General features: G+C 72.4%; 24 protein-coding genes and 1 tRNA gene. 10 read left to right on the top strand and 15 right to left on the bottom strand.

Annotated features, from left to right (window positions below; genetic code table 11):
* Positions 1-89: 89 nt before the first annotated feature.
* Complete coding sequence (locus ACRWK8_RS17530; protein WP_378736019.1) at positions 90-1,082, bottom strand: siderophore ABC transporter substrate-binding protein; 993 nt, start codon at positions 1,080-1,082, stop codon at positions 90-92.
* 130 nt (positions 1,083-1,212) lie between these two features.
* Positions 1,213-1,464, bottom strand: a complete 252-nt coding sequence (locus ACRWK8_RS17525) for a DUF2795 domain-containing protein (RefSeq protein WP_378736021.1) — start codon at positions 1,462-1,464, stop codon at positions 1,213-1,215.
* 180 nt (positions 1,465-1,644) lie between these two features.
* Between ACRWK8_RS17525 and ACRWK8_RS17520 the strand changes: the two genes are divergently transcribed.
* A complete protein-coding gene (locus ACRWK8_RS17520) occupies positions 1,645-3,225 on the top strand; it encodes an MFS transporter (RefSeq protein WP_431871559.1) in 1,581 nt (526 codons plus the stop codon).
* On the opposite strand, the gene ACRWK8_RS17515 is transcribed toward ACRWK8_RS17520, so the two are convergent.
* The 3 genes from ACRWK8_RS17515 to ACRWK8_RS17505 form a co-directional block, all read right to left on the bottom strand.
* Complete coding sequence (locus ACRWK8_RS17515; RefSeq protein WP_431871557.1) at positions 3,222-3,737, bottom strand: DinB family protein; 516 nt, start codon at positions 3,735-3,737, stop codon at positions 3,222-3,224. The two genes, ACRWK8_RS17520 and ACRWK8_RS17515, sit on opposite strands and share 4 nt — an antisense overlap.
* 126 nt (positions 3,738-3,863) lie before the next feature.
* Positions 3,864-5,237: an amidohydrolase family protein gene (locus ACRWK8_RS17510; RefSeq protein WP_431871555.1), complete on the bottom strand. Its 1,374-nt coding sequence runs from the start codon at positions 5,235-5,237 to the stop codon at positions 3,864-3,866.
* 23 nt (positions 5,238-5,260) lie between these two features.
* Positions 5,261-5,827, bottom strand: a complete 567-nt coding sequence (locus ACRWK8_RS17505; RefSeq protein ID WP_378736029.1) for a GNAT family N-acetyltransferase — start codon at positions 5,825-5,827, stop codon at positions 5,261-5,263.
* A 69-nt stretch (positions 5,828-5,896) separates the two neighbouring features.
* On the opposite strand from ACRWK8_RS17505, the gene ACRWK8_RS17500 reads away from it, so the two are divergent.
* The 3 genes from ACRWK8_RS17500 (at position 5,897) to ACRWK8_RS17490 (ending at position 7,861) form a co-directional block, all read left to right on the top strand.
* The gene (locus tag ACRWK8_RS17500; protein ID WP_378736031.1) at positions 5,897-6,478 is read left to right on the top strand and encodes a TetR/AcrR family transcriptional regulator; all 582 of its coding nucleotides are present in this window, start codon (positions 5,897-5,899) and stop codon (positions 6,476-6,478) included.
* Positions 6,479-6,555: 77 nt separating this feature from the next.
* Positions 6,556-6,900 carry a PadR family transcriptional regulator gene (locus tag ACRWK8_RS17495; RefSeq protein WP_431871552.1) on the top strand — a complete coding sequence of 115 codons (345 nt, stop codon included), beginning with the start codon at positions 6,556-6,558 and terminating at the stop codon, positions 6,898-6,900.
* Positions 6,893-7,861 carry a permease prefix domain 1-containing protein gene (locus ACRWK8_RS17490; RefSeq protein WP_431871550.1) on the top strand — a complete coding sequence of 323 codons (969 nt, stop codon included), beginning with the start codon at positions 6,893-6,895 and terminating at the stop codon, positions 7,859-7,861. The genes ACRWK8_RS17495 and ACRWK8_RS17490 overlap by 8 nt, the downstream gene beginning before the upstream one ends.
* Before the next feature lie 101 nt (positions 7,862-7,962).
* Here ACRWK8_RS17490 and ACRWK8_RS17485 read toward each other — a convergent pair whose 3' ends face one another.
* The 5 genes from ACRWK8_RS17485 to ACRWK8_RS17465 all read right to left on the bottom strand — a co-directional run bounded on the left by ACRWK8_RS17485 (position 7,963) and on the right by ACRWK8_RS17465 (position 13,587).
* Positions 7,963-9,324: a GntP family permease gene (locus ACRWK8_RS17485; RefSeq protein WP_378736036.1), complete on the bottom strand. Its 1,362-nt coding sequence runs from the start codon at positions 9,322-9,324 to the stop codon at positions 7,963-7,965.
* Positions 9,321-10,565, bottom strand: a complete 1,245-nt coding sequence (locus ACRWK8_RS17480) for a glycerate kinase (RefSeq protein ID WP_431871548.1) — start codon at positions 10,563-10,565, stop codon at positions 9,321-9,323. Before ACRWK8_RS17480 ends, ACRWK8_RS17485 begins: the two co-directional genes overlap by 4 nt.
* A 52-nt stretch (positions 10,566-10,617) precedes the next feature.
* Positions 10,618-11,721 carry a CdaR family transcriptional regulator gene (locus tag ACRWK8_RS17475; protein ID WP_431871546.1) on the bottom strand — a complete coding sequence of 368 codons (1,104 nt, stop codon included), beginning with the start codon at positions 11,719-11,721 and terminating at the stop codon, positions 10,618-10,620.
* Between the two features lie 88 nt (positions 11,722-11,809).
* A complete protein-coding gene (locus ACRWK8_RS17470; RefSeq protein ID WP_431871544.1) occupies positions 11,810-12,298 on the bottom strand; it encodes a hypothetical protein in 489 nt (162 codons plus the stop codon).
* A complete protein-coding gene (locus ACRWK8_RS17465; protein ID WP_431871542.1) occupies positions 12,295-13,587 on the bottom strand; it encodes an MFS transporter in 1,293 nt (430 codons plus the stop codon). Before ACRWK8_RS17465 ends, ACRWK8_RS17470 begins: the two co-directional genes overlap by 4 nt.
* Positions 13,588-13,670: 83 nt before the next feature.
* Between ACRWK8_RS17465 and ACRWK8_RS17460 the strand changes: the two genes are divergently transcribed.
* The 3 genes from ACRWK8_RS17460 to ACRWK8_RS17450 all read left to right on the top strand — a co-directional run bounded on the left by ACRWK8_RS17460 (position 13,671) and on the right by ACRWK8_RS17450 (position 16,803).
* The gene (locus ACRWK8_RS17460; RefSeq protein WP_431871539.1) at positions 13,671-14,675 is read left to right on the top strand and encodes a GlxA family transcriptional regulator; all 1,005 of its coding nucleotides are present in this window, start codon (positions 13,671-13,673) and stop codon (positions 14,673-14,675) included.
* 92 nt (positions 14,676-14,767) lie between these two features.
* Positions 14,768-15,970 (top strand): AlbA family DNA-binding domain-containing protein, encoded by a 1,203-nt coding sequence (locus tag ACRWK8_RS17455; protein ID WP_431871537.1) that lies wholly within the window; start codon positions 14,768-14,770, stop codon positions 15,968-15,970.
* 143 nt (positions 15,971-16,113) lie between these two features.
* Positions 16,114-16,803 (top strand): DUF3159 domain-containing protein, encoded by a 690-nt coding sequence (locus ACRWK8_RS17450; protein ID WP_378736050.1) that lies wholly within the window; start codon positions 16,114-16,116, stop codon positions 16,801-16,803.
* Positions 16,804-16,814: 11 nt separating this feature from the next.
* On the opposite strand, the gene dnaE is transcribed toward ACRWK8_RS17450, so the two are convergent.
* Complete coding sequence (gene dnaE, locus ACRWK8_RS17445) at positions 16,815-19,949, bottom strand: DNA polymerase III subunit alpha (protein ID WP_431871535.1); 3,135 nt, start codon at positions 19,947-19,949, stop codon at positions 16,815-16,817.
* Positions 19,950-20,122: 173 nt separating this feature from the next.
* Between dnaE and ACRWK8_RS17440 the strand changes: the two genes are divergently transcribed.
* Positions 20,123-20,512: a VOC family protein gene (locus ACRWK8_RS17440; RefSeq protein ID WP_431871533.1), complete on the top strand. Its 390-nt coding sequence runs from the start codon at positions 20,123-20,125 to the stop codon at positions 20,510-20,512.
* Between the two features lie 73 nt (positions 20,513-20,585).
* Here the strand turns inward: ACRWK8_RS17440 and ACRWK8_RS17435 are convergent, their stop codons facing one another.
* From ACRWK8_RS17435 to ACRWK8_RS17425, 3 genes are all read right to left on the bottom strand, one after another.
* The gene (locus ACRWK8_RS17435; protein ID WP_378736056.1) at positions 20,586-20,843 is read right to left on the bottom strand and encodes a CsbD family protein; all 258 of its coding nucleotides are present in this window, start codon (positions 20,841-20,843) and stop codon (positions 20,586-20,588) included.
* Between the two features lie 235 nt (positions 20,844-21,078).
* Positions 21,079-22,977, bottom strand: a complete 1,899-nt coding sequence (locus tag ACRWK8_RS17430) for a S9 family peptidase (protein ID WP_431871531.1) — start codon at positions 22,975-22,977, stop codon at positions 21,079-21,081.
* 65 nt (positions 22,978-23,042) lie between these two features.
* The gene (locus ACRWK8_RS17425; protein ID WP_431871529.1) at positions 23,043-23,783 is read right to left on the bottom strand and encodes a MerR family transcriptional regulator; all 741 of its coding nucleotides are present in this window, start codon (positions 23,781-23,783) and stop codon (positions 23,043-23,045) included.
* 366 nt (positions 23,784-24,149) lie between these two features.
* On the opposite strand from ACRWK8_RS17425, the gene ACRWK8_RS17420 reads away from it, so the two are divergent.
* Positions 24,150-24,222, top strand: a tRNA-Lys gene (locus ACRWK8_RS17420).
* A 121-nt stretch (positions 24,223-24,343) separates the two neighbouring features.
* Here ACRWK8_RS17420 and ACRWK8_RS17415 read toward each other — a convergent pair.
* Positions 24,344-25,141, bottom strand: coding sequence for a helix-turn-helix transcriptional regulator (locus tag ACRWK8_RS17415; protein ID WP_431871527.1), 798 nt, complete (start codon positions 25,139-25,141; stop codon positions 24,344-24,346).
* A gap of 168 nt (positions 25,142-25,309) precedes the next feature.
* Between ACRWK8_RS17415 and ACRWK8_RS17410 the strand changes: the two genes are divergently transcribed.
* Positions 25,310-25,867: a nuclear transport factor 2 family protein gene (locus ACRWK8_RS17410; RefSeq protein ID WP_378736085.1), complete on the top strand. Its 558-nt coding sequence runs from the start codon at positions 25,310-25,312 to the stop codon at positions 25,865-25,867.
* Positions 25,868-25,929 lie beyond the last annotated feature (62 nt).

Raw genomic sequence — 25,929 nt, 5'->3', positions numbered from 1 at the left:
CCGGCCACCCCCGGAGCGCCGGTGCCGTTCACGGGGGCACGCGCCGACGTGCGTGGTGACGTCGGCGCGTGCCCCGGGGGCGAGCGGGATCAAGCCCGAGCCTCCAGGGCGTCCGCGAACGCGTTGAAGAACTCGGTGTAGGTCTGGATGCCCTCGTTGGTGTAGGTGTCCACGGGCATGTGGACGATCTGCTCGTCCTTGACGGCGGACACGCCGGAGAGCGCCTCGGAGCTCGACAGGATGTTCTCGGCGGTCTCGTACCCGGACTCGTCCGCGGCGACGGCGGCGTCGCGGTCCATCACGAGGATCCAGTCGGGGTCGGAGTCGGCGATGGCCTCGACGGAGATGTCGTCGCCCTGGTGGTCGTCGCTGGCGCCGTCGACCTCCAGCGCGGGGGTGAGACCGAGGATGTCGAAGGCCGGGCCGAGGGTGCGGCCGACGCTCGGCGCGAGGTAGCCGATCTCGCCGCCGGAGGTGGTGACGGCCATGACGGTCTGGTCCTCGTCGTAGGCCGCCTGGACGCGCTCGACGGCGGCGTCGAGGTCCTCGACGAGCTGGGCCGCCTCGTCCTGCTTGTCGAAGACCTCACCGAGGGCGGTGACCTGCCGCTTGAGCTCGGCGTCGAAGGGCTCGCCCTCGCGCGGGTCGAGGTCCAGGATGGTGGCGTCCGGCACCAGCGAGGCGATGTCGTCCTGGTGCTGGGTGAAGCGCTGGCCGTTGACGACGAGGTCCGGCTCGGCGGCGACGATCGCCTCCAGGTCGGGCTCGTTGTGCGTGCCGATGTCGATGATCGAGTCGTCCCGCGTGTAGCCGATGGTGTCGGGCATGAGCGATACGGCGGCGGCGGAGAGCTCGACGTCCCAGTCGGAGAGGGTCTCGAAGGTCCGGTTGTCGAGGGCGACCACGGACGCGGCGGGGGAGTTCACCGTCTGGGTGCCGTTGTTGTCCTCGACCTCGATCGTGGCGCCCCCGGCGGCGGAGGAGTCGTCGGTGTCCTGGGCGTCCGCGGAGCAACCCGCGATGACCAGGGACGACGCGAGGATGAGTGAGAGCGCCGTGACGGGGCGGCCGGGGGACTTCATGGTGGTTCTCCTCCAGGTTCCAGTGATGAAGGAGAGCCTAACCTAACCACTATTTGAAATGTACTGGGGAGTCCCTTTTGAGAGGTTGACCTCAGTCTTGCACGCCCTTGACCTGCGTTTTCAGGTCGGGCTAGTGCGGGCCGCGTTCCCGGGACCGCGCGGACTCGGTGTGCGACCCCGGTTCGCGCTCGGGCAGCGGGACGGCGGCCAGGATCTCCTTGGCCTCGTTGTACTCGGCGTTCGGCATGGCCCGCAGGGCGCTCACGATCTCCTCGTCGGCGCCCGCGTCCAAGGCCGCCGCGACCGCCTCGTCCCGGGTCAGGGGGAACCCGAGTCCGTCCAGGACCTTCCGGAGTCCGTCGAGACCGCGTTCGACACCCATGGTTCGCCCCCCGAGACCGCCGTGACCCCTCGGGGTTCGCGACTAGCCTGACCTGCTCGGACACAGGTGGGACTACCCGGTCGCGCGGAGCCTCAACCGTGGGGGCGGAGGGTGCGGGGTTGAACTGAACATTGGTTGAGGTTCTAGGGTCGGCCGCATGGGACCGAACCCGGAGGACACGTGAACACCCAAGCCCCCCGACGCGCGACCTGGCGGGACTGGACGGCGCTCGCCGTGATGACGCTCCCCCTGCTGATGGCCGCCACCGACATGTCCGTGCTGTTCATGGCGCTGCCCGCGATCGCCGCCGACCTGTCCCCGGGCAGCACCCAGATGCTGTGGGTCCTGCACGCGGGGGAGTTCGTCGGGGTCAGCCTGGCGCTCACCATGGGCTGGCTGGGCCGCAGGGTCGGGCGCCGACGCCTGCTCATGGGCGGAGTGGCCGTCTACGGGCTGGCGTCCCTCGTCGCGGCCTTCGCTCCCACCCCCGAGGTCCTCATCGCGATGCGCGCCCTCATGGGGACGGCGGCGGCGACGATGTCACCGAGCATCTTCGGGCTGCTCAGGGTCGTCTTCACCGACGCCCGCCAGTTCTCCGTGGCCGTCGCGGTGGTCATGAGCTCCTTCTCCGGCGGGATGGCCCTGGGGCCGCCGCTGGGCGGAGTGCTCCTCGCACACTTCTCCTGGGGCGCCGTCTTCCTGATCAACGTCCCGGTCGCCGCGCTCCTGCTGCTGGCCACGCCCCTGCTGCCCGCGGGCCGGGAGCGGGTGGAGGGGAGCATGGACCTGCCCAGCGTGGCCCTGTCCATGGGCGCGATCATCGCCGTGGTCTTCGGGCTCCAGGAGATCGCGGACCGGAGCGCCTCCGGATCCGACGGCGCGGTGTGGCCCTACCTTCTCCCGGTCGTCGCCGGGCTGGTGCTCGGCGCGCTGTTCGTCCGCAGACAGCTGCGCCTGCCCGAACCCCTCATGGACATGCGCCTGTTCGCGACCCCCGCGTTCACGGTCTCCCTCGGCGCCCTGCTGCTGATGCTCCTGGGCTACGGCGCGGCGGACATGCTGCTGGTCCAGTACCTCCAGACCGCACTCGGCCTCTCACCCGCCGAGACCGGTGCGCTGATGGTCGTGCCCGCGCTGGCCTCCATCGTCGGCGGCCTGGGCGCGCCCCTGCTCACCCGGTGGATGCGGCCCTCCGCCGCCATGGGAGGCGGTCTGCTCGTGGCCTCGGTCGCGGGCGGGGCGCTCGCCCTCATGGTGGGCCAGGTCGGCGTCGCCGCGCTGATCTCCGCCGCCACCGTCATGGCCCTGGCGCTCGGGCCGCTCTTCACCCTCGGCGTGAACCTCATCGTGGTGAGCGCCCCGGTCAGCAGGGCCGGGTCGGCGGCGGCGATGTCCGACGTGGCGGGCGGCCTCGGCGGAGCGCTCAGCATGGCCCTCCTGGGCAGCATGGCGGCGGTCGTCTACCGGCGTGGTCTCGACGGCGCCGGTCTCGACGGGATTCCCGGACCCGGGCTGGAGGCGGCAGGGGAGAGCGTCGGCGGTGCCGTGGGCGTGGCTGAGGGCCTCCCGGCGGACCAGTCGCGGCAGCTCCTGGACGCGGCCTTCGGGGCCTTCACCACGGCGGTGCAGACCGGGTACGGCCTCGGGGTGGCCCTGCTCGCCCCGACCGGGCTCGCCGTGCTGTGGCTGCTGCGCCGCACCCGGCTGGACGCCTCCGAGGACGTCCCCGAGGACAGGGAGAAGGCTCCGGAAGTCGCCTAGCGGCGGGCGGCGGCGCGGAGCAGGCGCAGCTGCCCGACCTCGGAGACGTTCTTCATCAGCTCGGAGTTGACCCACGCGGCCGTGTGCGCGTTGGTCTTCCCCTCCGCCCCCTGCCACGGGAACGAGGCGGGCTGGTCCAGGTCCATCTCGGACAGGGCGTCGATCCAGTCCAGCCCCATGCCGCGCAGCCAGTCGGCGGCACCCTCCTCGCCGGGCCACCGGATCTCGGCGCGGTCCTGCGGGGTGCGGCCCAGGGTGTGGTCGAGGGTGACCGTCCACCACCAGCCGATGTGCCAGGTCAGCCAGGCGATGGTGGGCACCGGCACCGGGTCCGGCTCGCTGTCGGCCCAGTCCGGGGTCCACATGCCGCCGGGCCCTCGGCGCAGTGTCCAGCAGAGCTCGGCGGGCTCCCAGAGGTAGTCCTCGGGCTCCATGCGCTCCAGGTGGTACTCGAAGAGCGCCCAGGTCAGGTCGTACTGGTCGCGCAGAAGGTCGCGGCGGTAGTCAGGCATGCGCCCAACCTGTCACACCCTTCACGGCACGCACACTCCTTTTCCGGCGTCGGTCCGGGGCCCAGGGCGGCGGCCTCGGTGGCGGAGGAGGTCGGGGCCGGTGCCCGGGGGCCCCGACCTCGCGGGTCATCCCTCGGCGGCGGCCGTCTCGACCCCGGCCAGCAGGGTCGCGCGCTCCTCGGGGCCGATGTGGCGGCCCCGGATCACCACGGCGTGGATCCGGGTGGTGTTGCGGATGTCCGCCAGCGGGTCGGCGTCCAGGACCAGCAGGTCGGCGACCCGGCCCGGTTCGACCGTGCCCGACCACGACTCGCGTCCGAGGAACCGCGCCGGTTCGACGGTGGCGGTCTGGAGCGCGCGCAGGGGGGAGAGCCCGGCCCCCACCATCAGCTCCAGTTCCTCGTGCAGTCCGAACCCCGGCAGGACGCCCGGGGTCTGCGGGTCGGTCCCGGCGAGCAGACGGACCCCGGCGTCGTCCATCGCGGCGACGGCGGCCCGGCGCAGCTCGAACAGCACGCGGCGCCGCGCCGACTCCTCCGCCCCGCGCCCCTTCAGGTACATCGCCTCCAGCACGTACTCCCACAGGGCGGTGGTGTCCGGCGGCATGTACCGCAGGCGGGGGTCGGTCAGCCGCACCCGCTCGGGCAGGTCGAGGGCCCGGTGCATGACGAGGGTGGGGCAGTAGGCGACCTCGTTGGCGGACATCCGGGCGAACACGGAGGCCGACTCGGCCGGGCCCAGGGTGTTGGCGGCCTCCCACTCGACCTCGGTGACCTGGTGGAACCAGCTGGAGTAGTAGGTGTCGGGTTCGATGCGGATCCGGTCCATCGCCGCCTCCATCGCCTCCGGGTTCCGCGAGAGCGCGGGCCAGAGGCCGTGGACGTGCTCGAAGGAGCGCTGCCCCGACTCGATCTGCTCCACGAAGGGCACGTGGTCGGAGCGGTGCCCGGCCACGGGGATGCCGACGCGTCGGGCCTCGTCGAGGATCGCGTGGTAGCACTCGGCGTCGAGCCGGGAGTAGACCTTGACGAAGTCGGCCCCCGCGTCGCGGGACTCGTGGACCGCCCGCCGCGCCTCCCGGGCGTGGGCGACGACGGTCGGCGGCTCGGGGTTGGGGGCGTCGTCCCAGAGGGAGGGCGCGCCGTCGATCAGGCTCCCGGCCACGGTCCAGCGCGGGCCGAGCAGGTCGCCCGCCTCCACGCGGTCGCGGAGCCGCCGCACCTCGTCGGAGCCCCACATCTCCCGCACGGCGGTGACGCCGTTGAGGACGTACAGGGCGGGGATGACGCGGTCGGCGCCGTTGCTGTGGGTGTGCGCGTCGGTGAGGCCGGGGATCAGGTACCGGCCGGTGAGGTCGACGACCTCGGCACCCTCGGGGACCGGGGTGACGGAGGCGGGGGCGACGGTCGTGATCACGCCGTCCCGGACCAGCACCGTGTGGTCGGGGCGCGGCGGGGCTCCGGTGGCGTCGATGACGGTGGCGTGCGTGTAGGCCCTCATGGGCGCTCCAGTGGTCGTGGGGGTCATCGGGGCGTGTGCAGCATCGGGAACATCGGCGGGCCGTCGGGGAAGTGGACGGGGTCACCGAAGGGCGTGAAGCCGTGGCGGAGGTAGAGGTCCCGGCTCCGGGTCGAGCTCGCCTCCAGGTAGACGGGCAGGTCGGCGTCGCGGAGGCGCTGGCGGAGCATGGCGCTCCCGACGCCCCGCCCGCGCGCCCGGTCGAGGACGCCGATCATCGGCAGGTACAGGTGCGGTCCGGCCGGGTGCCGTGAGGACGCGAGCTCGTCCATGGCGGCGAGCCGCTCCGCGTAGGGGGCGAACTCCTCCGGGGGGTCCTCGTCCCGGGGCGCGCCGTGGCCGGTCCCGTCCTCGCGGATCCAGGCGGACACGGCGTCGCCGGAGGAGTCCACCAGCACCCGGTCGGTGGCCATGGCCCGGTCGACGAAGGACCGTGTGACCAGCGGGAGCGCGCGGGCCCGGCCCTCGGGGTCGGGGAAGAGCCAGACGCTCACCGGGTCGAGGTCCATGGCGCGGGCGAGGAGGGAGGCGGCGTCGCCCTCCCGTCCCTGGTCCAGTCTCGTGATCTCCATGGCGTGATCATACGTATGTATATGACGTTCGTACAAGACGCTCGTATGGAAAATGACTAGGATCCAGCTATGGGACACAAGGAACAGCTGCTCGAAGGGGCCAAGCGGTGCCTCTACGAAAAGGGGTACGCCCGCACCACCGCCCGGGACGTCGTGGCCGCCTCCGGGGCCAACCTGGCGTCGATCGGCTACCACTACGGCTCGAAGGAGGCCCTGCTCACCGCCGCGATGATCGAGGCCGTCGGTGAGTGGACGGAGCGGGTCCTGGGAACCCTGCGGCCCGAGCGGACCACGCCGCTGGGCCGCTTCGAGGAGACGATGAACCAGCTCGCCCGCGCGTACCCCGAGGCGCGGACCATGGTGGCCGCCAACTTCGAGGCGCTGGTGCACCTGGAGCGCCAGCCCGAGCTGCGGGCGCGGCTGGTCCAGGGGCACGCGCTGGCCCGGCGCGCGCTCGTCGCGCTGGTGCTCGACGTCCCCGAGGAGGAGGTCACGGCGGAGCAGGAGCGCGGACTCGGCTCGCTGCTGCTCACCATGGTGCCGGGCACGATGGCCCTGTTCCTGGTTGATCCGGACGGGGTGCCCGACGGCACCGGACTCGTCGAGGGCATGCGCGCCCTCGTGGGATCGGAGGCGGGGGCGGCGTCGTGATCCCGTGCGCCCGTCGTCCGGGTCCTCTTCGCCTGTGTGATTGACGATAGTGTGTGAGGCACACTATCGTGTGACGCATGAAGGACGACGAGCTCCTGGCCGGACACCTCCAGGAACTGCGGAGGGGCACGGTCGTACTGGCCTGCCTCTCCACGTTGGAGCGGCCCCACTACGGCTACGCCCTGCTGGAGACCCTGGAGAAGAGCGGGTTCCCGGTGGACGGCAACACCCTCTACCCGCTGCTGCGGCGGTTGGAGAAACAGGGGCTGCTGACCAGCGAGTGGAACACCGAGGAGGCCCGTCCGCGCAAGTTCTACCAGGTCAGCGCGGACGGCCTCGCGGTGCTGGAGCGGATGACACGGGAGTGGCGGGTGCTGGACGACGCGATCCGCGCCCTCGGACAAGGGGAACACCATGAGTGAACGCGGTACCGCATCCACCCTCACGGACCGCTACGTCTGGTCCGTCACCCGCCACCTGGGGCCCGACACCGGGCCGGACGTGGCCCGGGAACTGCGCGGCTCCATCCAGGACTCGGTCGAGGCCAGGATCGACGCCGGGGCGGACCCGGAACACGCCGAACGGGAGGCGCTCACCGAACTGGGCGACCCGGACCTGCTCGCCCGCGAGTACGGGGACCGGCCCCGGTACCTCGTTGGCCCGGGCGTGTACCCGGAGTACGTCCGCCTCCTCCGGGGCCTCCTGGCGGTCCTGCTGCCGCTCACGCTCGCCCTGGCACTCGCGGAACGGTTCGTGTCCGCCTCCGGCGACCCCGGCGACGTCGTCCTGGGACCGCTCGTGGCCGCGATCGCCGTCACGGTGCACGTCTGCTTCTGGGTGACCCTCGTCTACGCGGTCATCGAGAGGACGCGCCCGGCCGAGGCGCGGGACCGGCCCGTGACCGCCTGGGACACCGGTCAGCTGCCGGAGGAGTCTCCCGGCGCCAGGGTCGGGGTGGCGGAGACCCTGTTCCACGTGGCCTTCACGGCACTGGTGATCGCCCTGCTGACCTGGCAGTTCCTCGGCGTCGCGGACCCCGCACGGCAGGTGCAGGTCCTCGACCCGGACCTCGCCCTGCCCTGGGTGGTGCTCCTGGTGGGCCCGCTGGTGGTCGAGATCGTCCTGGCCCTCGCGGTGTGGAGGAGCGGCCGCTGGACACCGGCCCTCGCGGTCGGCCACGTGCTGGCCAGCGCCACCTGGGCGATCGTCACCGTGTGGCTGCTGCTCCGGGAACAGCTGATCGTCCCCGATCTCCCCGAGCGGTTCGGCGCGGTCTTCGGTGTGGCCACCGACTGGTCGGTGGCGCCCCTCCCGCTCGCCGTCGCGGTGATCGCCCTCAGCGTGTGGGACGTCGTCTCCTGCCTGCGCCGGACCCGCCGCTGATCCGGACCGGAACACACGGAGGGGCCCGGGTGGACGCCGAACGTCCACCCGGGCCCCTCTCGGTCTGACCGCCTGCACCCGGCCAGCTCCGCCGAGGCGGTCTACAGCAGGAACAGGCTGATCACCCAGATGGTGACGAAGGCGGCGAGACCCTCGATGGCGGTGGCCAGCGTGAGCGTCCGGTACGCGGTCGCGACCGGGATACGGCTCAGCTGCGAGACGACCCAGAAGTAGGAGTCGTTGGCGTGCGAGACGACCATCGCGCCGGCGCCGATCGCCAGCACCGCGAGGACCATGCCCTCCGTCGAGTCCAGACCCAGCGTGCCGAGCATGGGCGCGAGCATCGCGGACGTGCTCACGATCGCCACCGTCGAGGAGCCCTGGGCGGTCTTGAGGGCGGCCGCGATCAGGAACGGCACCGCGAGGCCCAGGCCCAGGCCGCTCAGGTTGTCCGACAGGAAGTCGGTCAGCGGGGAGGCGGCCAGCACGCCACCGAAGGCGGCACCGGCACCCGTGATGAGCAGGATCGGACCGGCCAGGCGGACCGAGTCGTAGATCTGCTCGTTGAAGCGGGCGAGCTTGCCGTGGCCGCGCAGCAGCATCACGGAGGAGAGCAGGCCGAGCGCGAGCGCGATCACCGGGGTGCCGACGAACGCGACGACGTCGAACAGGGTGCCGTCGCCGATGGGCTGGGACGGCAGCTTCACGACCGAGCCGACGCAGATGAGCACCAGCGGGAGCAGGATCGGGAAGAACGCCAGGAACCCGTTGGGCAGGCGGCCGTAACTCGCGCGCAGCTCCTCGTAGGACTGCCCCGAGATGTCGGTCTCGGTCTCGGCGGGCAGCGGCGTGAACTCCTTGCGGGAGTGCAGGCTCGCGAAGATCAGACCGGCGACGGCGGCCACGGCGGCGACCGGCAGACCGATGGCGATGATCATGCCGAGGTTGTTGGTGACACCGATGTTCTCGGCGGCGGCCAGCGGACCCGGGGTCGGCGGGACCAGGGTGTGCGTGGCGTACAGACCGGTCATCAGCGCGATCGAGGTGGCCAGGGCGGAGACCCCGGTGCGCACGGTGATGGCCTTGCGCAGCGAGTTCAGGATGACGTAGCCGGAGTCGCAGAACACCGGGATGGAGACGATGTAGCCGATGAGGGACATCGTCAGGTTCGGGAACCGGGTGCCCAGGATCTTGATCAGACCCTCGGCCATCGCGATCGCGGCGCCGGAGCGCTCCAGGATCACGCCGATCATCGTGCCGAAGAGGATGACCAGACCGATGTTGCCGAGGGTGCCACCGAACGACTCGGTGATGGTCGGAACGATCTCGGCCAGTGGCATCCGGTACAGGAAGGCGCCCAGGACGGCGGCGCCCATCAGTGCCAGGAAGGGGCTGATCTTCCACCTGGCGGTGGCGAGCACGATGCCCACCACGAGCAGGAGGAGGATGGCGAGGTTAATCACGGAAGTTGTTCCTTAGGGCTGGCCGAGTCGGGTCGGCCTGGACGGTGAGGGAGGATGCGACAGCAGTTGAACGCTGTCCAGGTGATGGCGGAGACGGCCTCGTCCCGCATCTCGGCCAGGGTCCGGGGCCCCTGGGCGATCGAGAACGCCGCCGTGATCCCGGAGCGGCGGAGCTCGTCGGGGCCGACGGAGACACTTCCGGCGATCACCACGACGGGCACGTTTTCTGGGGTGAGGCGGCGGACCGCGTCGACGACCTTCCCACCCAGGGACTGACTGTCGAAGCGGCCCTCGCCGGTGAGCACGAGGTCGGCGCGGGAGAGCAGCTCCTCGGCGCCCAGGACCTCGGCGACCATCCGGGAACCGGGCAGGACCTCGGCTCCGAGCAGGGCCGTGAGCGTGACGGGCATGCCGCCCGCCGCGCCCATGCCGGGCACGTGCCGCAGGTTCTCGCCGGTGCTCCTGGCCAGGACCTCGGCCAGCCGGTCCAGGCCCGCGTCGAGGACGCGCACGTCCTCGGGATCGGCGCCCTTCTGCGGACCGAAGACGGCGGCGGCGCCCTGGGGGCCGACCAGCGGGTTGGTGACGTCGCACGCCACCCGCCAGCGGACGGAGCGGGCGCGCGGGTCCAGCCGGTCCAGGTCGAGGGAGGAGAGCTCGTCGAGGCGGCCGCCCCCGTCGGGGAGCTCGGAGCCGTCGGCGGCGAGGAAGCGCACGCCGAGCGCGCTGAGCATGCCGGTGCCGCCGTCGGTGGAGGCCGAGCCCCCGATGCAGAGGAGGATCTCCGCCACGCCCCGGTCCAGGAGCTCGGTGACCAGCCGCCCGACCCCTCGGCTGCTGGCGGTGCGCGCCTGGAGGGGGACGTCGGCCACGCCGGGGAGGCCGTTGGCCTCGGCTGCCTCGATCACACCGGTGGTGCCGTCAGGGGAGACACCGAAGCGTGCCACGGTGGGGCGGCCCAGCGCGTCGGTGGTGTCCACCGTGAGGGGTTCCGTGCCCCAGGCGCCGAGCAGGGCGTCGAGGGTTCCCTCGCCGCCGTCGGCGAAGGGCAGGGTGGTCACGGACACGGGAAGGCCGTGGTCGGCGTACGCGTCGCGGACGCCGTGGGCCATGGCCTCCGCGACCTCGACGGCGGAGGCGCTCCCCTTGAAGGAATCGGGGATCACCACGACCCGGACGGCTGGGGGCGCGTCAACGGTCTCGTCATGCTCATGCAACTCGGTGGACATGAGCGAGATCATAGAATCGGATTCGGTGCATTTCGACGGTGTAGCGCCCAGACTTCCTGCGGCTTTATCGGGGAACTATGGGCGAAATGCCCAGTGCTGCCTCCGCGTACAGGCACATGTGCACTGTGGTCAGGTCATCGGGCCTCCGGATGTCCAGGCCCGTCGCCTCCCGGACGCGGTCCACGCGCTGGAGGAGTGTGTTGCGGTGCACGAAGACGGTGTCGGCGGCCTCGCGCATGGACACGGCCGAGGCCATCGCGGAGACGGTCCGGCGCTGCGCCGCGCTGAGGGGCGCGGTCCGGGCCGCCATGCGGGTGAGGGTCCGCCGGGACAGGTGGGCCACGGCCACGGCGATCTCCCGCGACCACGGTTCGGCGCGCTCGATGCTGGGGATCAGCCCCGCGTACCGGCACAGCGCGCGCGACTCCTCGGCGTGGGCCATCAACGTGTCCACGTCCTCGGTGGGCGGGGTGCGCGTGTGGCGGCTGTCCGGGGGAAGCTCCAGGGAGTCGGCGGCGGGGAGGCGGCCGGTGACGATGATCCAGAGCGCCCCGTGCAGGACGGCCGCCCGCCGCCCGCTGACGCCGTTCACCCTGGCGGCGGCGGCCTCGGCCAGCTGCGGGGGAGCGACCCCGCCGCCCGGCCTCGGGGTGGCGGACGCCCACAGCGCCAGCGACCACGGCGCGGGGAGCCCGGAGGCCGCCAGCCGCGCCCGGGCGTCGTCCGAGCGGGTCGTGCCCGAGCTCAGCGCCGCCACGAGATCGCGGCCCTCGGTGTGCCGCCTGCTCACCGCGTCCTGCTCGTACTCCTGGGCGATGAGCAGCTGCACGGTGAGCGCGACCACCCGGGCCAGGTCCTCGACCTCCCTCGGGTTGCCGGTGACCCCGACGACCCCGCGCAGTTCACCGTCGATCACCAGGGGTTCGTTGGCGCCCGGGCGGTCGGAGGTCCCCGGCTCGGGGACCGTCACCAGCACGCTGCGCCGTTCGGCGATGACCCGCTGGGCCCCGTGGTGCAGGCTGCCGACCCGTGAGGGGTCCATGCACGCGATGATCGTGCCGTGCTCGTCCATCACGTTGATGTTGTGGCTGATGGTCGGCGCGATGAGGTCGACCACGCGTTGCGCGAGGTCGCTGCTCAGCGGAGCCCGCCGACGGTCTTCGGTCATGCCAGCAACAATAACGGCGCGCGCCCCGAACGCCCCCGAACGCCCACGTACGCACCACCATCGACCGTTGGTCCGCTCCTCGCCGCGCTCACCGCGGGGGCGGGCGACCAGCAGGGGTAGGGCGTGAACGGCCCCGGAGCCACCGGGTCCACAGCAGGGCCTGGCCCACGGGCGCGGCCAGGGAGATGCCGAGCAGGGCCAGGGCGAACAGCCACTCGCGGGAGCCGTCCGGGCCGTACACGCGGTGCGCGGCACCCGCGTCCGTCGCGGGGACCGGCTCCCCCACCAGGCAGGTCCCGGCACCGGCGGCGTGCAGGTCGACGCTCCGGGGCGCACCACCGGAGTCCGGGACGAAGCTCCCGTGGCAGGCGCACGACGTGTGCCCGGGGTGCCGGACACAGGTGAGGTCGGCGGCGGTGAACACCCCCGGCGCCCCCTCGCCGCGCGCGGCCCTCAACCCCTGGTCGAGCGCGGACAGCCCCACGTGGGCCAGGGCCGCCGCCAGGAGCAGCAGGACCAGGGCGAACGGGACGGAGGGGCGCCGGGGCGCGTCCGTGACGGTGCTCGGCACGGTCATCCCTCCTCCCCGCGCGCGATCCGGAGGGCGAGCGGCACGGCCGTCGCGCACAGCGCCGCCGCGACCATCCACACCGCGCCGTAGCCGCCGGTCAGGTCCCGGGTGAGGCCGCCGAGGGCCGCCATGGCGCCCGCTCCCGCCTGGTGGGCCGCCCCCACCCACCCGAAGACGACCGCTCCGTCCACCCCGAAGATCCGGCGGCACAGCAGGATGGTCGGCGGCACGGTCGCCACGTCCAGGAGGCCGAAGACCACCACGAAGGCGACGATCGCGACCCCGGCCTCCGGGCCGAGGAGCGCGGGCAGCGCCACCAACAGCAGCGCGCGGCCGCCGTAGTAGAGGGCCAGCAGGTGGCGGGGGTCGACCCGGTCGGTGAGCCAGCCGGACAGCACGGTGCCCGCCAGGGAGAACACACCGACCAGCGAGACCAGCGCGGCGGCCGTCGTCACCGCCATGCCGTGGTCCCGAGCGGCGGGGACGAAGTGGGTCCACAGGAGTCCGTTGGTGCTGGCCCCGCACACCGCGAACGTCGCCGCGACCACCCAGAACCGGCGGTCCCGCACCGACGCGAACAGGACCCGGACCGTGCGCCGCGCGGCCCCGCGCTCCGGCTCGGGCCTGGGCACGTCCTCCGTGGCGCCGTAGGGGCGCAGCCCCAGGTCGGCGGGGTGGTCGCGCAGGACCAGGGCCACGAGGAGCGCCGTCGCGGCGGCGGTCAGGGTCAACGTCACCACGGCCGGACGCCACCCCTGGTGGTCCACGATCCACGCCAGCGCGGGCAGGAAGACCAGCTGACCGAAGGCGCTCGCCCCGGTCAGCGCGCCGACCACCAGGCCGCGCCGCTCCGTGAACCAGCGGTGCGTGACGGTCGCGGCGAAGGTCATCGCCAGCGAGCCGGTGCCCGCGCCGACGAGCAGCCCCCAGAGGAGGGTCAGTTGCCAGGGCGCGGTCATCACCGTGGTCAGCCCGGCGCCGACCACGACCGCGCCGAGCGCGGCCACGGCGACCCGGCGGAGGCCGAAGCGGTCCATCAGCGCCGCCGCGAACGGCGCCACCAGCCCGTAGAGGAGCATGTTGACCGAGGCGGCCAGCCCGATCGCGCCGCGCGACCACCGGTACTCGGTGTGCAGGGGTTCCACGAGGAGCCCCGGTACGGCCGCGAAGGACGCGGCGGCCACGATGGTCAGCCCCGCCACGAGGGCGATCACCCAGGCACGGTGGACGGGGGCGTGTCGGCGCGGGGTCCGGGCGGTGCGCGGACGGCGGGATGGGTCGGTCCTGGAAGCCATGACACCAGGCTCGCGTTCCAGATCGGAGCCGGACAGTGACCCGAAGGACAACAACCGAAAGAATCAGGCCATAGGATCGCGGCATGAGCGTCTTCGTCCGCCCCGGCCGCCACCGCGTGGCCGTGTTCGTCCGGCACGGGGTGCTGCCCATGGAGGCCGGGATCGTCCACCGCCTGTTCGGCCGGGCCCGAGGAGCGGACGGCCAGCCGCTCTACGAGGTGGTCACCTGCGCCCTGGAGGCCGGGGTGGTCACCACCGACACCGACCTCACCCTCAACGTCCGCCACGGCCCCGAGGCCCTCGACGACGCGGACACCGTGGTCCTGCCCGCGGCCGAGGAGGACTACGCCGAGCGACCGCACGACCCGATCCGTCCCGAACTGGCCGCCGCCCTCGCCCGCGTCGGAGCGCGCGCGAGGGTGGCCTCCGTCTGCTCGGCGGCGTTCGTGCTCGCCGCCGTGGGCCTCCTGGACGGCTGCCGGGTCACCACGCACTGGATGTCCGCCGGGTCCTTCCGCGCGATGTACCCGCACGTCGAACTCGACCCGGACGTGCTCTTCACCGACAACGGACGGGTGCTGACCTCCGCCGGGGTCGCCTCCGGCACCGACCTGTGCCTGCACATGGTCCGCACCGACCACGGCGCCTCCGTGGCCAACGAGGTGGCCCGCAACACCGTGGTGCCACCGCACAGGGACGGCGGCCAGGCCCAGTACGTCCGGCTGCCCGTGCCCGACCCGGAGCGGTCCGCCACCGCCCGCGCCCGCGCCTGGGCCCAGGAGCACCTGCACCTCCAGCCCCGTTTGGCCGACCTCGCGGAGCGGGAGTCGATGAGCGTGCGCACGTTCACGCGCCGGTTCCGGGAGGAGACCGGCCTGTCCCCGGGCCGGTGGATCGCCCTGCGCAGACTGGACCTGGCACGCGAGCTCCTGGAGGGGACGGACCTGCCGGTGGAGCGGGTCGCCGACCGCGCCGGGTTCGGCACCGCCGTCTCGCTGCGCCAGCACATGCACGCCGAACTCGGGGTCTCGCCCCGCGCCTACCGCCGCACCTTCCGGGGCCCTGGCACGGCTCCCGCGCACCCCTGAGGCCCGGGGCTCCGCCCACCCGGAGCCGCCGTCTTCGGGGCTGATTCGCGAAGACGTGCGGGGTTGCCGACGAGAGTGGGCATGATGCCGACATGGATCGACTCCTGCCCCCGACATGGCGTCCCGCCAGCGAAGCCGAACTCGAGGCCGCCCTGAACGAGGGCGCGTTCACCGAGACCCCCAAACGCGAGGCGAAGCAACAACTCCGCGGCTCCAAGGACCAGGCCAAGGACATGGCGTCCTTCGCGATCGACGGCGGGCTGATCGTGGTCGGCGTGCGGGAGGTCAAGACCGAGGGACGGTTCGAGCTCGCTCCCGTCGAGTGGGTCGACCAGATCCTGGAGACCCCGGCCCGGATCGCCGCGTCCTCCTGCGACCCGCCGCTCCAGGTGTCCGTCGAGTGGCTGGAGAGCGAGCGGCCCGGCCACGGGTACCTGCTCATCGAGGTGCCCGCCTCCCCGCTCGCCCCGCACATGGCGGGCGGCGCGTACTACGGGCGCGGCGACCGGGAGAAACGGCGCCTGCCCGACACCGAGGTGGAACGGCTCATCCGGGCCAGGGACACCTCGCTGGACGTGGTGCGCACCGCGCTGCGCGAACAGGTGGAGAAGGACCCGTTCCCGGAGGGGGCGCTGGCGCACCTGCACGTGGTCGCGCTGCCCTCGCGGCGCATCCCGGGCATGTTCAAGGCCTGGACCGCCGCCGAGGACGCGCGGCCGCTCCTGTTCGACCTGGTCCGGGACGGGGTCTCGCGGCTGACCCGGGAACGGGCCGGTGCGGCCGCCCGGGTGTCGCCGGTCTTCGGGGAGCTCGTCTCCGGCTTCCGCACCGCGGGCGGCGTGGGGATCGCCAGCCAGCTGTCCACGTCGTCGATGGTGGTACGGGAGGAACGGGACCTGCGCCTCGTCGTCCGTGAACGCGGTGAGGTGTCCCTGTACTGCGGGCGGGCGGCCGACCGGAGCGACGGCCGGTACCTGTTCTTCGACGGCGCCCTGGCCTTCCGGGTGCGGGCCTTCCTGGACCTGCTCGCGAGCCTGTCCGAGGACGCCGGGTACGGGGGCAGCTGGGACGTGGGGGTGGCGGTCACCAACACCCACGGGGTGTCCTCGTGGGACGGGGAGCGCGCCTCCTCACCGGGCACGGAGTACGACGCCGAGCGCTACGAGCAGGTCACCCGTGTCCCGCAGCTGGAGCTGGAGAAGCCCGGCAGCGCCACCGACCGCCTCGTGGGGGAGCTGCTGCGGTCCCTGGGCAACGCCTCGGCCCACACGGACCTCCTCGCTGATCCGGAGTGACCGGGGGTAGTGACATTCGTGGTGCGAAGTCATGACACTCCGTCACTGTCGGTCGGCCCGGACACGGTGAATCCTGGACGTGGACGCGCAGGCAGGGTCCGGCCCCCGGCACCCGGCCTCCCGAGACCAACGAGAGGAACGACATGGCCCCGCTCGCCACGGACCCCACCGAGACCACGTCCGACACCGTTGAGGAGAGGACCCCCGCCGCACCGCCCGTCGACCTCAGGCAGGAGGTGCTGAAGGGGGTCGGCGGTCCGGTCGGGATGCTGTGCTCCGTCCTGCCGGTCGTGGTCTTCGCGGTGCTCGTCCCCTTCCTCTCCCTGCTGGCCGCGATCGGGGGCGCGGTCGCGGTCGCCCTGGCACTGGCCGTGTTCCGGCTGTGGCGCGGTGAGAAGCTCATGCCCGCGCTGGGCGGGGTCTTCGGCGTCGCCGTGGCCGGTGGCCTGGCCGCCGCGACCGGGTCGGCCAACGACTTCTTCCTGATCGGGATCTGGGCGTCCCTGGTCGGGGCGGTCGTCCTGTTCGTCTCGCTCGTCGCCCGCCGACCGCTGACCGGGGTGGTCTGGAACGCCGTCCACGGAGGCGGCCACGCCTGGCGCGAGGACCGCTCCACACTGCTGGTGCACGACCTCGCCACCGCTGCGGTGACGCTCATGTTCGCGGGCCGGTTCGCCGTACGGCAGTGGCTCTACGTCGCCGACTCCACGACCGGGCTCGCGATCGCGGACACCGTGACGGGCCTCCCGCTGACGGCGCTGGCCGTCGTCGTGGTCGTCTGGGCGTTCCGCCGCTCCACCCGGCGTCTCCGTGGCCCCGGGACGCGGGCCTGACCGGACGCCGTTCAGACCTCCGACAGGGGCAGGGCGCGGGTGGCGGTGATGGTGGGCAGCGCCCCCGGGGAGGACCGCCGGACCTGCCCGTGCACGGCGAGCAGCTCCGAACCGAACACCGCGCCGGCGGAGCGCCGCTGGGCCTCGGAGAACAGGACCACCTCGATGACCCCGCTGCGGTCCTCGATGCTGGTGAAGACCACGCGCTTGCCCGAACGGGTGGGCGGGGTCTGGGTGCAGACCCGCACCCCGGCCACCAGGACCCGGGCACCGTCCGGGAAACGGTGCAGGTCCCTGGCCAGGACCAGGTTCCGGGTGGAGGCCAGCCTGGCGAAGTCCTCCGCGTGGGCGTCCAGCCGGTGCCCGGAGAGCTCGTAGCCGAGCGCGCGCAGCTCCTCGTTGACGCGGTCGGCGTGGGTCATCGGGGCGGCCACCCCGGCGGGCACGGTCTCGGGGGTCTCGTCCAGGGAGAGCTGCCCGGGGGCGTCCCCGTGCCGGTGCTGGGCCTGGGCCAGGGAGTGCGCGTGCACGAGGACGTCGCGCCGGTCCGGGGCGCCCGGGGCGCCGGTGACCCCGGCCAGGGAGTCCAGCCCCCCGGCCAGGACGAGGTTGTCCAGCGCCTCACGGGACAGCGACCCCCGCGCGAGGAGGTCCCGCAGACCGGTGAAGGGGCGCCGCGCCAGCAGGTGGTCGAGTTCGGCCCCGGTGACGGCGCCGAGGTCGGCCAGGGCCGGGCGCAGCCCCCAGCGCTCCCCGACCGGTTCCAGCCCCCAGTGCCGCTGGGAGGCGTTCAGGTCCAGGCCGAGTACCCGCACCCCCATGCGGCGGGCGTCGTTGAGGAGCACCCGGCGCGGGTACATGCCGGGGTCGTGGGTCATCACCCCGGCGAAGAACGCGGCGGGGAAGTGCCGCTTGAGCCAGGCGCTCTGGTACGTGGGCAGGGCGAACGCGGCCGCGTGGGCCTTGCAGAAGCCGAAGTTGCCGAACGCGGCCACCAGCCGCCAGGTGTCCTCGACGGTCCGGGCGTCGTACCCGCGCTCGGACATCAGGGAACGCACCTGCGTCTCCACCTCGCGACGGCCCTCCTCGGTGCCCAGGGCGCGCCGCATGGCCTCGGCGCGGTCCAGCCCGCACCCGGTCATGGTGTCGACGGCGTGCAGGAGCTGCTCGTGGAAGAGCAGCGCCCCGCCGGTCTCGGCCAGCACCGGCGCGAGGTCGGGGTGGGGGAGCCGGGGTGGCTCGGAGCCCTCCCGCGCCCCGAGGTAGGCCGCGACCATGTCGGTGCCCATGGGCCCGGGGCGGAACAGGGAGATGTCCGCGATGAGGTCGGGCACCCCGTCCGGGCGCAGCCTGGAGACCAGTTCCCGCTGCCCGGGGGACTCGATCTGGAAGCAGCCGAGGGTGTTCGAGGCCGCGACCATGTGCGCGGTGGCGGGGTCCCCGTCCGGGAGGGCCTCCAGGTCCGGGCGCCGCCCCGAGGTGCGGTCGATCTCGTCCAGGGTGTGCGCCAGGGCCGACTGCATACGCACCCCGAGGACGTCCAGCTTGAGCAGCCCGAGGTGTTCCACGTCCTCCTTGTCCGCCTGGACCATCGGGTACCCGGCGCCGGAGGGCTGGGTGGGGACCCGGTCGCCCATGGCGTGGTCCGACAGCACCAGCCCGCACGGGTGCATGGCCACGTGCCGGGGCAGGCCCGACAACCGCTCCGCGAGGGAGAAGAGCCTGCGCACGTGCTCGCTGTCCAGGCCGTCCAGGCTCCGCAGCTCCGGGAGCTCGCGCGCGGTCTCGCTGATGCGGGAGGCCCGCACCCGGGGGAAGACCGAGGCGATGCGGTCCACCTCCACCGAGGGCAGCGACAGCGCCGCCCCGGCGTCCCGCAGGGCGCTGCGGGCACGGTAGGTCTCCATCATGGCCACGGTCGCGCTGGCCCCGGGGTGGGAGGCGATGACCGCGTCGTAGGCCTCCAGCCGCCGGTCGGACTCCACGTCCAGGTCGATGTCGGGCAGTCCGGGGCGGCTCGGAGTGCAGAACCGTTCGAACAGCAGGCCGTGCTCCAGGGGGTTGATCGCGGAGATGCCCAGCAGGTGCACGACGAGGCTGCCCACCGCCGAACCCCGGGCGAAGCAGCGGATCTGCTTGTCCCGGATGGCCTGGGCGGCGTCGGCCACGGTCAGGAAGTAGCTCTCCAGCCCCAGACGGCCGATGACCTCCAGCTCGTGCCGGACCCGTTCGTCGACGCGGCGGTCCCCCTCCAACCCCAGCAGGGAGGCGCCCCCGGTGACCCGGCCGCGCAGGTCGGCGGCGGCCTGAGGGCGTTCCGGCAGGTGCAGGCGGCCCCAACCCAGGTCGGCGACGGGATCCAGCGCGCAGGAGCTGCCCAGGGCGAGGGTGTGCGCGACCAGACGGCGGGCGCGCGTACGGTCCCCGCCGCACACACCGACCGCGATCCGGAACATCTCCTCACCGGTGGCCAGGTGGGCGCTCTCGGTGCGCGGCGCGGGACGGTAGCCGCCGGGAGCGTGCTGGCGGATGCGGTCCAGGGCGAGGGCCACCCCCGCCGACTCGGAGGTGGGGTAGCGCACGGCGTTGGTCAGCACGGCCAGGAGGTGCTCCTCGTCGGCCAGACGCACCATGTCCCGGGCGGTGCGGCGCTGCCCGGAGGCGCCGTGGTCGTGCGGGGCCAGGGCGAGCTCCACACCCACCCCCCGCCAGGCGGTCACCAGGGTCCGGGCGTGCAGGGGGCGGTCCTGCGCGACGGCGCGCCCCACGTCGGAGTCGGGTCCCAACAGGACCACCAGACCCTCGTGGTGCTCGGCCAGCTGCTCGGGGAGCACGGCCACGGGACCGGGCGCGCGGTGGACGGCGGTGACCAGGCGGCACAGGCTGGTCCAGCCCCGCGCGCCCCGGGCCAGCACCACGATCCGTCCCCCCTCGGGGGAGGCGAGGGCGAGGTCCGTGCCCAGGGCGGGGCGCACCCCGGCCTGTTCACAGGTCCGGATGTGCTCGGCGACACCGAAGAGCCCGTCCCGGTCGGTGAGGGCCACCACGGGTTGGCCGTCGAGCGCGGCGCGCTCGACCAACGCGGCGGGAGGGGCGGTGCCGTGCCGGAAGGAGAACGACGAGGCGGCGCGCAGGTGCGTGAACACCGGTTCTCCCCTCTCTGCGTGTGTTCACAGCCGGAGGGGGAAGACACTGCGATCGAAACCTTGTTCGATAACTGTAGCCTGAACTGGGTGAACGATAAGTCAAGAGACTCCCGGAGGCGAACCTGGAAGGATGTCCGCGACAGCGAACGTCCCGTGAGACCGGAGGTCCCGGCATGGCCAGCAAGTTCACCGAGCTCGCGATCGACTGTGCCGACCCGCACCTGCTCGCCCGGTTCTGGTGCGCGGCCCTCGACTACGAGGTGAAGGACGACGACGAGGAGGAGGGGTTCGTCGCCATCGGCGCCCCCGGCGAGGCCGGGGCGGCCGGGGCGGGCCCGGTGGCCCCGGTACTGACCTTCGCGCGCGTGCCCGAGGGCAAGACCGTCAAGAACAGGCTGCACATCGACGTCAACCCCACCGACAGGGAGCAGGACCAGGAGGTTCGGCGGCTGCTCGACCTGGGCGCCCGGCGCGCCGACGTGCCCGGGGACGGCTTCAGCTGGGTCGTGCTCCTCGACCCGGAGGGCAACGAGTTCTGCGTCCTCTCGACCCGCCGTCCCTGAGACACGCGTCGGCCCTTCCCACGCCGTGTGGAAAGGGCCGACGGTTCGATGTCGTCCTCAGGCGGTCGGGGTCTCACCGCCCAGGGGAGCGCAGACTCCTGAGGGTGCCGCGGACGGAGTCCTTCCACCCCGCGGTGCGCGTGAGGGCGCGTCCCTTGAACATTTCGAAACGGCCCCGGTTGCGCAGCCGGTTGTTTCCGGTCGCCCTTCCGGCCATCTCCTTGACCCTGCCCGTGACCTGGGTGGTCCTGCCCCTGAGTTTCTCCGACTGGCCCATGAAGCCCTCCTCCTTGTGGGGATCGGTGGCGTCGCTGCCCGTCTGTACAAGCATTACTGCCACTTTTCGAGGGCCTTATTCATGATGGGCGGAAACAATCTCGGGTGGCATGGAACACACGCGCTTCGACGGGTTCCGGATGACGGTCCGTGATCTCCGTGGAAAGGGCTCGGAGAACGGACGACAAAGGCGGGGTCGCCGACCACACGATCCGGGTGCGCGTGCTCCGGGCCACGCGAGGGGACGGGGCCGGAAAGTGCCTCCGGACCCGGTCCCACGTCACCGTCGTCTAGGACCGTCCACCCAGGTGGCGGGCCAGGAAGCGTGCGAGCGTGCCGTACAGCTCGACGTTGCTGTCCGTGTTGACGAACCAGTGGCCCTCGGACTCGTTCAGCAGGTACTCGACCTCCGCGCCCCGGGCTCGGAGCGCGTCGACCACGCGGTCGGAGTGGCGGCGGTGGACGCGGACGTCGTTGGCACCGTGGACCAGCAGCACCGGCGCGGTGATGTCGTCGACCCGGCTGATGGGCGAGCGGGCGAGCATCTCGGCCTCCTGACGGGGGTCGTCCGGATCCCCGATGTAGCGCAGGTAGCTGTTCTCGACACTGCGACGGGCGAACGGGACGACCGACCGGACCAGGTCGACGAGATCCGACATCCCGGTGTAGCTCACCGCCGCCGCGAACCGGTCGGGGGTGAACGCGGCCCCGACGAGCGCCGCGTAGCCCCCGTAGGAGCAGCCGTAGACGGCGACCCGGTCCGGATCCGTGTGGCCCTGGTCGACCGCCCAGTCGAGCGCGTCGATCAGGTCGTCGTGCATGCGCCCGGCGAACTGCCCGATCGCGGCCTGGGTGTGGGCCTTGCCGTAACCGGTGGAGCCGCGGAAGTCGACCTGGAGGACCGCGTAGCCGCGGTTGGCCAGGAACTGGACCTCCGGGTCGTAGCCCCAGCTGTCCCGGTACCACGGTCCACCGTGCACCAGCAGCACGGTGGGCAGACCGCGCGGCTCGACCCCGACCGGCAGGGTGAGGTGGCAGGGCAGGGGCAGGCCGTCGCGGGCAGTCAGCGTGATCGGGGCGACCGGGGCGAGCCGGTCCGGGTCCAGGTGCGGGAACGGCCGGAACAGGCGGCGCGTCTCCCCGGTCAGGTGGTCGTGGAACCAGGTGACGCCGGGGTCGCGGTCGTGGGTGAAGTCCACCACCCAGCGCCGGGCCGTGGCGTCGCAGGACACGTGGGCCAGGTCCCCGTCGGAGAGCTCCTGGAGCCGGGACAGCACCGTGGCGAAGTACGGGTCGAGCGCGTGGATCTCCTGACGCGCACCGAGGTAGCGGGCTCCGAGGAGGTCCCCGGTGCCCGGGTGCAGGATGAGCGAGGACGGGAAGCGCGGATCCGCCTCGGGACGGGGGGTGTCCAGGTCGAACACGGGGTGGCTGTCCACCTCGGTCTCCGCACCGGTGCCCAGGTCGACCCGGACGAGGCGGGTGCGGTCCGATCCGCGTGCGGAACCGGTCCAGAGCCCTTCGCCGTCGGGGGTGAGCGCGGCGGGCAGGAGCCCGAAGGGCGCGTCGGTGCCGGAGAACCGTGCGATCGGGCGCCGGTCGCCTCCGGACCACTCCGAGAGCACGTGGTCGCCGCCCTCCTCCATGGTGAAGGCGAGCAACCGGTCCGGGGCGCGCAGCCAGCCCACGACGTCGCCGGGGTTCTCCGCCACGCCGGTCAGTTCGCCGGTGTCCAGATCGAGTTCGAAGAGGTCGATCAGGTCGGGGCGGCGCATATTGAGCTGGACGTGGGCCGTTCCGGGCCGATCCGGCGGGAGCTGAGTGCCGAGCAGCCGGACGCCCCCGTAGGGGGTCAGGTCCACCGGGGGCTCCTCGGGCCGGGCCATGTCGACACGGTGCAGGTGCCAGTTCTCGTCGCCGTCGGCGTCCTGCTGGAACAGCAGGTAGCGGCCGTCGGTGCTCCAGAAGAAGCTCTCGATGCTGCGCCGGGTGTCGGAGGTGACGCGCCGGACCCCCGGGGCGTCGGGGTTGTCCCAGTCCGAGTCCAGGTCACGGACGAACACGTTGAGCCGTTCCCGCCACGGGGCGAGGTAGGCGACCCTCGTGCCCTCCGGGGACAGGACGGCGCGGCTCCGGGACGGCGGGCCGAAGAAGTCCTCGACGGCCAACGGCTTCGGTGGGGTGGTCATGGCGGATCCCTGCGGTCGGGTGAGTGCGGACACCACCCAGTCCAGACCCCGACGTCGCGTCCGACTCAAGCCCTCCCGGAGTGACCCGGGTCACTTTCGGGGCTGGCCAGTCGAAGCTGGAGCTGGCGCAGCACGCGCCGCTGCACGGGCCCGAGGTTCTGCTCGTTCAGCTGTTCCAGGAGCTCTGAGGCCCGGGAGTCCAGCTGGGGCAGGTTCGCGAGTTCGGCCATGATCGGTTCGACGTGCGCGAGGAGTGCGTCGACCACGGACGCGACCTCGTCGTCGGGGGAGTCGGGTCCCAGCGCGTAGAAGCGCGCCGTGACGTGCGGGGGCACGGTCAGACCGCCGAACAGGGAGCGGAACGCCGCAGGGCCGAGCAGGTGCGCGGCCAGGACCAGCTGCTCGTGTTCGTGCCGGGCCATGTCCGTCGGCGTCCCGGCCTCGGGGGCGGGGTGCCACTCCGAGAGCTCCGGGGGCAGGTCCGGCGGGGTGCCGCCACGTCGCAGCGCGGCGATGTCGGCCCGGCGACGGGTGAGCCGTTCGATCTCCGCCGAGGCCCGGTCGTCGAGCTCGTCCAGGAGCTCCTCCGCGGCCGTGGGGTCGTCCAGCACCGAGGGCAGGACGGACAGGGGAACACCCAGCGAGGCCAGCCTCGTGACGCGCAGGAGGCGGACGAGGTGGCCCACCTCGTAGCGTCGGTAGCCCCCGCTCGATCGCGGCGGCTCGGGCAGCAGCCCGATCTGGTGGTAGTGCCGCAGCGTGCGGACGGTGACCCCGGCCAGCGCGGCGAGCTCGCTACTCAGCAACGGTCGGCTCCTTCGGCTTCCCCCGGGCCCCGAACACACGAGGACCTCCGTCAACCAACCAGAAACGTCCTCCCCGGTTCAAGGCCGCCACGTGGAGGCGGTGTTCACCCGTTCCTGGACCATGCTCGCGTTCTCCCGCCTGTTCGCGGTCAAGGGACCACGGCGCGGTGGGGCGGCGCGCCACCGCTCTCCCGGAGGCTCGGGTGTTCACCAGACCCGCGTGCACCGCCTTCCTCTCCCCGTCCTCGCACTCAACGGAACCGAGTGGTGGCGGCGGTGAGTGGCCGTGACCGGACGCCGCGACCGCCCGCCGCTGCGGTAGAGTTGTCCCGGCGACGGCCGGGGGCAGCCTCCAGGTCGAAGCGCGGGCCTCTAGCTCAATTGGCAGAGCAACGGACTTTTAATCCGTGGGTTCAGGGTTCGAGCCCCTGGGGGCCTACCGACAAACCTCGGGCCGAGCGTAGGTGTCCCGCTCGAACCCGGGGTTTTCCATTACCCGGGGCCTGTCAGAGGTGAATTGGCGCCGCGCCGTGGCCAGAACTCCCGTCCCGCGCGGAGGACTACTCGTCGTCCTGGGGCGTGTAGAGCATGATCCAGTGGTCACGCTCGGGATCATGGAGCATCTCGATCTCGAATCGGGCCCACCCGTGGGTCGGGTGGCGCATTTGTTTCATCTCGGATCTCGAAACGCTGACTTCCCCGTTCTCCCAATGGTCGCGAAAGCTCTGGCTGGTCGCGGTGAGCTCGGCGAACAACGAGCGAAGGTAGTCGTCATCGGGGTACCGGCCGAGCGCCGTGCGGAGTTCGGAGGCCGCGACCCGCAGGAACCGCTCCCCACCGTCGCCTCCGAGCAAGTCCGACAGCACGGTGGTCGTGAAGGCCTGGTGGGCGATGTTGCGCCCGAACCGACCGACGCCGGTCAGGGGGCCGAGCAGCTCCTCCGCGGCCTTGTTGCGTGCCAGGAGATCGAGTCGTCCGTCATGCACGGTGACCGGCATCGTGTCGTCGAGGCCACGCAGCAGACGCAGCAACCCGGGTCGAATGACCGAGGCGGGAGAGGGCGGCTCCGGCGGGGGCTCACCACCCAGCCGGAAGAGGTGGTCGCGTTCGGCGTCGGAGAGACCGAACGCCCGTGCCAACGAGGTGAGCGTCTCGCGCGACGGACGGGGCACCCTCCCCTGTTCGAGGCGTGTGTAGTACTCCACTGAGATACCCGCGATATCGGAGACCTCCTGGCGGCGAAGCCCCGGAACCCGCCGACGGGACGCCCGCACACTGCCCCGCGGCTCCGGCGGGCCCATCGCGGCCCTGCGCCGCCTCAGGTACTCCCCGAACCCGGTCCGATCGCTGCTCGACATACCGCCCATTGTCCCCGTCGTTCCGCCCTGTGTGGCGGTACAGCATGGCCCTGCCCGTACCAGCCTCAACGCGGCCTTCCTCCCCGGTTCGGTGCCCCGCATCATCGAGAGCGCGCCCGGTTCACACGGAACCCGCTCCTGAGTGGAACACCCTGATCGGAAATTCTCATGAATGACGAGACACGAGCACCCGCCACCCACACCGGGCTCGGCATCGCCCGGGAGTTCGTCCGCGCCGTCGAGGCCAAGGACATCGAAGCCGTGGCCCGAACCCTGGCCGACGACGCACGGCAGTTGTTCATGCACACCCGAAGTGCCACGACCCCCGACGGCGTCGCGGACGTCATCGCTGGTCGCACACGGGGCTTCTGCGTCGCGGACATGAAGGGCAAGAGGGAGGTTCTCGCTTACACGCGCGCCATTTTCGACAAGTTCACACCGCTCCTGTGGCGCGACCACACATGGCGCGTCTCACCCGACGGCGGCGAGCTGTTCTTCCACGGCATCGGCGACATGGTCGTCGCACGCACGGGCCAGCCCTACCGCAACACCTACGTGATCCGGTTCGACATCGAGAAAGGCCGGATCGTTCTCATGGCCGAGTACGGAAACGCCTTTATGTACGCCGGTCTGGGTGTCCGCCCCAACGGGGCCGAGTTCCGGGGCCTGCTGCGCGCGATGGGACGTATGGTCTCGCCACGGCTCTCTTCCCGGTCGGGCCGATGATCCTCCCGTCCTGAGCTCGGTGTCCCCCGCCCCAAGGAGGCCCTCGACCTTCAGCCCACACC

The sequence above is a fragment of the Nocardiopsis eucommiae genome (assembly GCF_965344335.1).
Taxonomy (GTDB): Bacteria; Actinomycetota; Actinomycetes; order Streptosporangiales; family Streptosporangiaceae; genus Nocardiopsis; species Nocardiopsis eucommiae.
Note: the sequence above shows the minus strand (reverse complement) of the source record. Positions and strands in the feature narration are given on the sequence as shown.